This is a genomic window from Acinetobacter sp. CIP 102136, assembly GCF_000369685.1.
Lineage (GTDB): Bacteria > Pseudomonadota > Gammaproteobacteria > Pseudomonadales > Moraxellaceae > Acinetobacter > Acinetobacter fasciculus.
The window spans coordinates 1-6851 of the sequence record NZ_KB850151.1 but is presented as its reverse complement, the minus strand read 5'-3'; the positions used below and the strand labels follow the sequence as shown (position 1 = coordinate 6851).

Sequence of the window (6851 nt, the reverse complement as noted above, 5' to 3'; positions counted from 1 at the left end):
CGGCTCTTACTGGAATGATTAAAATATCTAATCAAAACCGTGGAACATTATTTAAATATTGAGCGTGGAACGTGATAGATCATTAAAAAAGCCCAGGCACAGATGCTTGGGCTTTTTACTATGCAATAAGATTATGATTTATATGAAAGAAAATATAGCATTTCGTATAACGTGTATTATGTTAATTTTAAGAAAACTTCAGAACTGATCTACTTACTGATAATAAATACTCTGCCTAATCGTTTTAGTATTTTTTCGACAGTGGGTTCTAAGACTTCTGGAGTTAAATTTAGTTTAATTTCTACAGGATAAGAGGTTAATAACTCTTTGATAGGAGGCCTTTGTTCATCAGGCAGACACTCAATTAGAATCATTAGAACTTTAGGCTCGAAGCATCTTTTTGATGTCGCTTTGAGAGTTAGGCTAGGCATGGATCACCTAAGTTATAATATTTTATATAAGTGCCACTGTATCAGATATTTAAATAAAGAAAGAATGGTTCTTTCTATCAAAAAAAGAATTGGATTATAAATATATGATCGTATTTTATTCTCCATTTAACATAATGGCTGTTATACGAATTGAACTTTTCGTCATCTAGGAATATAGTGTGATTAACAATGTTAATCATAGGGGCTTAACATGGCTTCAAATGCACTAGTAACTACTCGCATCAATGAAAACATTAAGCATGAAGCAACGGAAGTTCTAGCAACAATGGGCTTAACCGTCTCAGATGCAGTCCGTTTGTTATTGACCAAAGTAGCTAAAGAAAAGGCTTTGCCTTTTGAAATTTGGCAACCTAATGCTGAAACCATTGCAGCAATGGAAGAAGATCTAAGCAAAGCAAAGAGCTTCACTTCTGTAAAAGACTTGATGGCTGATCTAAATGCGGACGATTAAGTACACATCAGCATTCAAGAAAGACTATAAACGTGAGAAAAAAGGCCAGCATCGAAATACAGTAGATACTGAACTACAAACTGTTTTAGAGTTATTACAAGCTGATGAACCTTTGCCTGAAAAGTATCGTGACCATGCTTTGGTCAGTAATTGGGTAGGTTATCGTGATTGCCACATCAAACCAGATCTTGTTTTAATCTATAAGAAAACAGAAGAAGGTGAACTGCTAATTTTGAAATTAGTTCGATTAGGCAGTCATAGTGAATTGGTAATTTGAGTGACCAAATATCAATAACAAAATTTTAAAATAATCTTCAAAAATGGGAGCTTAAGGCACCCATTTTTGACTTCGGATAACGTGTATTATATTAATTTTAGAATCTCTTATACGGACAATAACGATGACGAGAATATTTATACTGATGTTCGTCGTTGGACTTTTGAGCGCTTGTCATAGGCCTTCATCAGCCGATCAATCCAAGATGCAAGAATTACAAGTAATATCTTCTGGTGAACAGACCTTAGCAAAATTTTCTTGGCAATTGATCGAGGCAACAAATGCTAATAGTGAACGTATAGATTCATTATTTTTGGCTTCAAAACCTGACCAGTCCATCACGCTAAAATTTGCAGATAAGATGCTGTATATTGGTAATTTATTTTGTAATATAAATTCGATTGGTATTCATTTTAAAGGCAATCGTTTATATGCTGAACAGCCAATTGTTGCCACAATGATGGGCTGTCCTGATGATATCAACTTACGTGAAAGTACGATGATAGATATTCTGGTGAATTCTCCCACATTGTATCTTCAATCTCGTAAGGGGCAGGTACAACTGCTTATAGAAACACAAAAAAAAGAGAAGTTGATTTTTAAAGGTGTTCAAGTCAACAAGTAGCCTGAATTCTTGCAGTACACTGATGAAAATCATAAATATTTTTTATAAAGTGAGATTTCACAAAAAATGAGATTTTTTTCTTTACTAATCTTACTTATATTTTCCACGTCTATACTGGCTTCTCCTGCTTTTGCCCCTCAAGAATTAGAAGTATATAAGGGGCTCCAAAAAGCTAATATGTCACGTTTAAGAGTAAACCTGACTGTTTCTGGTAATGACCATAAAGGGAAAATTAATGTATCTAATTTCACTTTATGCTCAGCCGCTTCCTGCTGGAAAATTAAGGTTAATAGATATGTACCTGTTGTAAATAGTAGTACCACCAGAGGGTATTTGATAGCTGACGTATTAATTCCAATGAATGAACAGCTCAGAGAAGTGTTTTTTGAGCCAACGACAGGTAATCAATCAATCAGAGGCAGATTAAAGTTCGGGAAAAAATTGAATATTGAACCTGAATATCTAGGACATAATCTATACATCGTTCTAGATAAGCGTATTAAGAACGATAAGATTGTTTACTATTATCCAATTTCTAGTACCGCATTACCTTATAATCCTGAGATTAAATATTATTTAATTGATCCAAAATTTAATCAGTTAATTCAATTGAATAGTAAGAGTGAAATTCTATTTCCAGCAAAGTTCTTACCTAAACCACAATTATTTTTTATTGCAGAAAATGATGTAGGTAAAAGATTTCCAATGCTAGAGATATATCCTTATGTCCAAGGAAAAGGTAATGTGAAAATTAAATTAGCTGAAATAAAAAAAAGAAATGTGAATTTATCCTCAGATCAGCTAACTTCAATACAATACTCTGAAATTACGTCTGCTAAAACTCGTGTAATTAGCGGATCAAATACTCCCAGTAGAGTAGTGTCAGAAAGACACTTATTATGGCTGCAACTACTAAAATCTTTACGTTTATACGAGTTATAAACTTAGCTCGATGCTTTGAAATATGGCTTTAGCCATGTTTCAAAGTCGAGCCACTTTGCGCGTACTGGTATAAATTGAATAATGAAAGAAACCAAGCAAAGTACTGTCCCATCTCAAAATTTGGTTGACTATGAAAATATATAATTTAGCTCAAAGTTTTTTCATCATTTCTGTACTGACTGGTTGCATGGCAAAACCTACCTTAGTTTCTAATGCCATAGAACCTGTAAAACCTGTAAAACCTGTAAAACCTGTAATTTTTATTAAGCAAAGTCCTGAAACAAAGACTTATATGCTCTCACTGACAGGTGGCAAATTACATTTAGATCCACATGGTTGTATTCGTCTAAACAGTGATACCAGCCCTTTTATTATCTGGGCTAATAGCAGCGAGTTAGAATATACAAGTGACGGTAGGATTAGTATTACCAACAAATTTAATAATCATAAAGTTTTTGTAGGTGATGAAATTAGACTTGGTGGAGGTCAGTACCCAACGAAACCTCAATCTATTACTAGCCCTATTCCAGATGTTTGCGCTAACCACGGCTACTGGATTGCGGCTCCGCTTTAACAAGCACTATTTAGGGTCAATCACGCAATAATCTTTGTTTGGCCCGTGACAGTCATTTTTCATAATCCGGACACAGGATTTACCGTTGCAGTTTTTAATATCCAGGTTATATCTTTGTTCTAGCCAAGCTGCTTCTGCACGACGTTCTTTGATCTCGTCAAAACTTGGAATGAATAAAAATATGAAAGACAGGAAAACCAGCACCAGACTGAGGAAAATTACACATAACAGGGCAATGAATCTGTAATTCAGTTTATCAGTAGCCTTATCTAGTTCATGAATACGTCCTTGAAGGGCGCGTGTGGCTTCCTGATTTGCGTTATTTAGGGTCTTTTTGCTCTGCTCTAGCACCCCACTAGCTACTTTGTTGTAAAACGCCTCTAATCGCTTGTTATCGTCTGCTATGGCTTCTCTGTATTCTTTCATGGAAGCCAGTAAAATATATAGTTGATCGTCTAAGTCATTTTGGTTGCTCATAGCGATGGCCCACTTCTTCCGTATTTAATACGCTGCGTCTGTTTCATTTTCTGCTCTTGTTCCAATTTCAATCTTTGCCTTTGCTCAAGTTCCAGACGTTGCGCTTCCTGATCTTTCTTCCATTGCTCGAAACCTTGCTCAACACGGTTGAAACCTTGTTCCAAGGTCTTTTCCTTTTGCTGTTGTTTGTATTGGAGCTGCTGGCTGTTTTGCTGTTTGATCATATCGTTGAAACGGCTAATTTCAGTATCTATGCCTTTTCTGCGCATCTGGGTGACTTTACTACCCTCATGGATAGTGGCTTGTAGAGCCTTACCTTGATCGGCATAGCTACGGTGGTCGATTCTTTCTCGATACCCTGCATGTTCGAGGGCATGATTGGCTAGCTTTGCCCAGGTGAATCGGATCTGTTTAATTTCTTCCTGGCTTGTTCCCATACCTAGAGTTTTTCTTTTGGTATTACTTAACTCAATATCGGTCTTATCCTTTAGCACCAAATTATGATCTTGATCCAGTTCAGCCTTACGGGTAGTCAATAAGATATGCGCATGATGATTTTTATCACTGCCATTATGACTAGGGGCATGAATGGCTAAATCTGCAACCACCCCATAACGGTCTACTAAAGATTGGGCAAACTCTTTTGCTAGTTCTTTTCGCTGTTCTTCGTCTAGTTCATCTGGTAGAGCAATCACCCATTCACGTGCAGTTCGGGCATCTTTCCGATTTTCTGATTTTTCTGCCAGATTCCAGACTTTGCTTCGGTCTAATTCAGTATCCAAATTAGAAAGAATTTCCGTATAAACCACACCTTCTTTTCTCGTAAAGTCGTGCGTTAATCCTGTTCGTTCATCTGTCAATTTTTCTCCTGCACGATAAGCCATAGATGCAACCGCAGTTCGTCCCGAACTTCGGTTAACGGTCTTAGTCGTACAGTGATAAATCGCCATGCCTTAGCCTTATGCTGGTTTTGCTTTTAAAATTGCGTAGCAATTTTTCGGGGTTAAGGGGATACCCCTTACGCAAACTTTGACTTGGATGAAATCCAAGTCGTAAGTGCGCATTTCATGAAAAACACGATAGCATATAGCCCGCTTGAATTTCAATTCATAGGGCCTTATGCTTGAGTGGTTTTCTATATCCCGAAATCTGAATCATGACAAAAGCTGCTGAAACTCTCGAAAAGAAAATCGAAGCCCAGTTAGAAAAGCTGAAACAGTTAAAGGCTCGCAAACAAGCTATCGAAGCTAGAGAAAGGTCAAAGCAAAAAGAGCAGGAAAGGAAGGATGATACTCGACGTAAAATTTTGCTCGGTTCTTATTTAATTAAAAAGATGCAAAGTAATGAAGCCAACAAAGAAAAAATACTCGCTGAACTCAACGAGTATTTAACAGAAGATCGGGATAGACAGCTTTTTAACCTTTAAAATCTGTTTCAGTCCGCAAGGCTTTAAATATACGTTTTGCGGTTTCCTCTCTGACTGATTTTGGATCTCGTAAAATATTAGCAATCCAAATTGCAAATGCTTGATAGTCTTTTGCTCCAGCTAGATCACTAATACTACCTACTTTTGACAAAATAGAGCTGTAGGTATTGATTTGACCATCAGACAGACTGCGGAATATATCTAGTGTTTCTTGCTCTCGCTCTGATGCTATTAATCTAGGCTTGGGCTTCTCTCTGACAGTAAACTTAAAGCCAACCACAGAACGCCCTTTTTTAACGTTTTCATAAGTTAGGGCAATATCTGTATTAGCTGTGATCTCATCTAGTGATGGATTGATAACACGTTTTTTTAGATTACTTAGATCGTGATAAGACTCAGGTAAGCCAAATTCAGTTCTTATTCTTTCTAAAGACATTTCAAATTTTCCCATAGCCTGATGTTTTTTAGCTAAGTGATAAAAATCGAATGAGTAATCTTTTTTTAGACTAAGTACGATGTCTTTTTTGTACTTTGTATATGGATTTAATTTATCAAATTCTGTAAGCATCAATAAAACGATCTCAGGGAATCGAATTGCAATACCTCCATCTTCATAAATGCAATCAATTACCCAATTAGACAGAACACGTTTCCCTCTTTCATTGTTATAAGAAAAACTACGCTTAATCAGATTTCTACTTGCTACTTCTAACTGTGTATATGCTGAATGCGTTTTAATTCCACACTCTTCAGCGAATTTTTCAGCGGTAATCATAATAGGATCTTTTTCTGTTGCTTGAGTAGTTCTAGCAATTGGACTAGCAAGTATCAATATACGCTTTTCATCAATATTCATACTTTTAAAACATTCTTGAATATTATTTTGCATCACAACCCAAGAAGGTGGATACGTTTTTTTATTTTCGTCCATATAACTCCAATGCCTATTAAGTACTTTTTCGGATATGTACCTGTATAGTATATTATTGCTTAAAATTTGACTATTATTTTTGTACTTTTTTAAAAAAAGTACATCTAAATTTGTGTACCTTAATGTCCGGTAAAAGTACTTTTTAAGTCCGGTAAAAGTACTTTTTTAAATGCGTTTTGTCCGGTAAAAGTACTTAGTTGTCCGGTAAAAGTACTTTTTTAAAGTCTGAAAGCCTTGCTAGATATGGGCTAGAAGGGGGTCTAAAAGCTTTTAAAAGCTTTTTAAAAGATAAAAAAGGAAAATACAGAAAATAAAACAGCCCTATGCCCTCGCTAAAGCTCGGATGTTTTAACCTCGCTTTCGCTCGGTTGAGGGGCTGTTTTTTTCAAATATGAATTGAGCATTTAATAAAAAAGAGACTATGCCTTCGCTTCGCTCAGTAGTCTTTATGCTCGCTTCGCTCGTCTAGAATTTGACTAATACAGTTCGCACCCATTCGGGATGCTCTGTATCTTTCGTTACGAAGCAAAAGTGAGCTTGTAATCAGGGAAAAGGCAGGGTCGAAATTTTAATGCCAGGTGGTCGCTCGTAGACACTCGCTCGGCTCTTACTGGAATGATTAAAATATCTAATCAAAACCGTGGAACATTATTTAAATATTGAGCGTGGAACGTGATAGATCATTAAAAAAGCCCA

At 36.2% G+C, this 6851-nt stretch carries 9 protein-coding genes; 6 read left to right on the top strand and 3 right to left on the bottom strand.

Annotated features, from left to right (window positions below):
• Positions 1–642: 642 nt before the first annotated feature.
• The 5 genes from F893_RS16685 to F893_RS16665 all read left to right on the top strand — a co-directional run bounded on the left by F893_RS16685 (position 643) and on the right by F893_RS16665 (position 3321).
• Positions 643–903 carry a type II toxin-antitoxin system RelB/DinJ family antitoxin gene (locus F893_RS16685; RefSeq protein WP_005254175.1) on the top strand — a complete coding sequence of 87 codons (261 nt, stop codon included), beginning with the start codon at positions 643–645 and terminating at the stop codon, positions 901–903.
• On the top strand, positions 890–1180 hold the full coding sequence (locus F893_RS16680; protein ID WP_005254173.1) for a type II toxin-antitoxin system YafQ family toxin: 291 nt from the start codon (positions 890–892) through the stop codon (positions 1178–1180). Before F893_RS16685 ends, F893_RS16680 begins: the two co-directional genes overlap by 14 nt.
• A 205-nt stretch (positions 1181–1385) precedes the next feature.
• Positions 1386–1805, top strand: a complete 420-nt coding sequence (locus F893_RS16675) for an META domain-containing protein (protein WP_034436859.1) — start codon at positions 1386–1388, stop codon at positions 1803–1805.
• Between the two features lie 177 nt (positions 1806–1982).
• Entirely contained in the window at positions 1983–2747 is a 765-nt protein-coding gene (locus F893_RS16670; protein ID WP_205929691.1) for a hypothetical protein, read from the top strand.
• A 130-nt stretch (positions 2748–2877) separates the two neighbouring features.
• Positions 2878–3321, top strand: coding sequence for a hypothetical protein (locus F893_RS16665; protein ID WP_034436856.1), 444 nt, complete (start codon positions 2878–2880; stop codon positions 3319–3321).
• A 6-nt stretch (positions 3322–3327) separates the two neighbouring features.
• Here F893_RS16665 and F893_RS16660 read toward each other — a convergent pair whose 3' ends face one another.
• Together F893_RS16660 and mobQ are read right to left on the bottom strand one after the other, a co-directional pair.
• Positions 3328–3798 carry a hypothetical protein gene (locus tag F893_RS16660; RefSeq protein ID WP_005254164.1) on the bottom strand — a complete coding sequence of 157 codons (471 nt, stop codon included), beginning with the start codon at positions 3796–3798 and terminating at the stop codon, positions 3328–3330.
• A complete protein-coding gene (gene mobQ / locus F893_RS16655; RefSeq protein WP_005254162.1) occupies positions 3795–4748 on the bottom strand; it encodes a MobQ family relaxase in 954 nt (317 codons plus the stop codon). The genes F893_RS16660 and mobQ overlap by 4 nt, the downstream gene beginning before the upstream one ends.
• A 206-nt stretch (positions 4749–4954) precedes the next feature.
• On the opposite strand from mobQ, the gene F893_RS16650 reads away from it, so the two are divergent.
• Positions 4955–5224: a mobilization protein gene (locus F893_RS16650; protein ID WP_004282235.1), complete on the top strand. Its 270-nt coding sequence runs from the start codon at positions 4955–4957 to the stop codon at positions 5222–5224.
• Here F893_RS16650 and F893_RS16645 read toward each other — a convergent pair.
• Positions 5214–6155: a replication initiation protein gene (locus tag F893_RS16645; protein ID WP_004282236.1), complete on the bottom strand. Its 942-nt coding sequence runs from the start codon at positions 6153–6155 to the stop codon at positions 5214–5216. The two genes, F893_RS16650 and F893_RS16645, sit on opposite strands and share 11 nt — an antisense overlap.
• Between the last annotated feature and the right edge of the window lie 696 nt (positions 6156–6851).

Excerpts from the sequence above, each read along its gene's own strand:
- F893_RS16675 (WP_034436859.1), top strand. The coding sequence starts at position 1,386 with ATGCAAGAATTACAAGTAATATCTTCTGGTGAACAGACCTTAGCAAAA.
- mobQ (WP_005254162.1), bottom strand. The coding sequence starts at position 4,748 with ATGGCGATTTATCACTGTACGACTAAGACCGTTAACCGAAGTTCGGGA.
- F893_RS16645 (WP_004282236.1), bottom strand. The coding sequence starts at position 6,155 with ATGGACGAAAATAAAAAAACGTATCCACCTTCTTGGGTTGTGATGCAA.
- F893_RS16680 (WP_005254173.1), top strand. The coding sequence starts at position 890 with ATGCGGACGATTAAGTACACATCAGCATTCAAGAAAGACTATAAACGT.
- F893_RS16665 (WP_034436856.1), top strand. The coding sequence starts at position 2,878 with ATGAAAATATATAATTTAGCTCAAAGTTTTTTCATCATTTCTGTACTG.
- F893_RS16670 (WP_205929691.1), top strand. The coding sequence starts at position 1,983 with ATGTCACGTTTAAGAGTAAACCTGACTGTTTCTGGTAATGACCATAAA.
- F893_RS16650 (WP_004282235.1), top strand. The coding sequence starts at position 4,955 with ATGACAAAAGCTGCTGAAACTCTCGAAAAGAAAATCGAAGCCCAGTTA.
- F893_RS16660 (WP_005254164.1), bottom strand. The coding sequence starts at position 3,798 with ATGAGCAACCAAAATGACTTAGACGATCAACTATATATTTTACTGGCT.
- F893_RS16685 (WP_005254175.1), top strand. The coding sequence starts at position 643 with ATGGCTTCAAATGCACTAGTAACTACTCGCATCAATGAAAACATTAAG.